At 65.4% G+C, this 1,458-nt stretch carries 1 protein-coding gene; it reads right to left on the bottom strand.

Annotated elements, in window-relative coordinates:
• On the bottom strand, nucleotides 1-1,458 hold a 1,458-nt coding region (locus GGQ99_RS25990; RefSeq protein WP_183264797.1), incomplete at both ends, for an acetoacetate--CoA ligase.

Below are 1,458 nucleotides of genomic sequence, written 5' to 3'. Positions count from 1 at the left end.
TGGCGCGGGCTGGCGCCGGTGCGGATTTTGGTGCGGATGCGCTTTTCCAGCTCCGCGTCCAGCGAAACGCCCGGGGCGAGGCGGACGAACAGCACCACGCGCACGTCGTCCTGCCAGTCCTGGCCGATGCAGATCGCCTCGGCGATCTCGGGCATCTGCTCGACCTGGTTGTAGATCTCGGCGGTGCCGATGCGCACCCCGCCCGGATTGAGCGTCGCATCCGAGCGGCCATGGATGATCATGCCGCCATGGGCTGTCCATTCGGCGAAGTCGCCATGGCACCAGACATTGTCGAAGCGCTCGAAATAGGCGGCGTGGTATTTGGCGCCGTCCGGATCGTTCCAGAAGCCGATCGGCATCGCCGGGAATGCCCTGGCGCAGACCAGCTCGCCCTTTTCCTGGCGCACCGGCTGGCCGTCGTCGTCCCAGACCTCGACGGCAAGGCCGAGGCCCGCACCCTGGATCTCGCCGCTCCACACCGGCTCGGTCGGCACGCCGAGCACGAAGCACGAGACGATGTCGGTGCCGCCGGAGATCGAGGCGAGGTGCACATCCTTCTTGATGCCGTCATAGACGAAGGCAAAGCACTCCGGCGACAAAGGCGAGCCGGTCGACGAGATGGTGCGCACGGTCGAAAGATCGTGGCTGTCGATCGGTCTCAGGCCGGCCTTGCGCACCGAATCGATGAATTTCGCCGAGGTGCCGAAATAGGTCATCTTCTCGGCCTGGGCGAAGTCGAACAAAACGTTGCCGTCGGGATGGAACGGCGAGCCGTCATAAAGCAGCAGCGTTGCCTCCGCGGCCAGCCCCGAGACCAGCCAGTTCCACATCATCCAGCCGCAGGTGGTGAAGTAGAACAGGCGGTCGCCGGCTTTCAGCCCCGCATGCAGGCGCAATTCCTTGACATGCTGGATCAGCGTGCCGCCGGCCGAATGGACGATGCATTTGGGAATGCCGGTCGTGCCCGAGGAAAACAGGATGTAGAGCGGGTGCGAAAACGGCAGCGGCTCAAACGTCACCGGCCTGGCTACGAACGGCGCCAGGGCATCCTCCAGCGCCTCGGCCTTGGCGATGGACGAGGCCACGTCGCTGGCCGTGCCGAGATAGTCGACCACCAGCACCTTGCTCACGGTCGTCAGCTTTGCGGCCACCGCTGCGACCTTCTCGCCGACTTCGATGTGCTTGCCGGCATACCAGTAGCCGTCGGGCACGATGAAGACTTTCGGTTCGATCTGGCCGAAGCGGTCGAGCACGCCCTGTGCGCCGAAATCGGGCGAGCATGACGACCACACCGCCCCGATCGAGGCGGCTGCCAGCATCGCCGCCACCGTCTCGGGCATGTTCGGCATCATCGCAGCGATCCGGTCGCCCGTTGTGACGCCGAGCGAAACGAACAGCTGCTGCAGCTTCGACACCAGGGCCGCCAGCTCGTCCCAGGACAGCCGCCGCTCGACCTTG

This window comes from Aminobacter niigataensis (assembly GCF_014200015.1).
GTDB classification, from domain to species: domain Bacteria; phylum Pseudomonadota; class Alphaproteobacteria; order Rhizobiales; family Rhizobiaceae; genus Aminobacter; species Aminobacter niigataensis.
Note: the sequence above shows the minus strand (reverse complement) of the source record. Positions and strands in the feature narration are given on the sequence as shown.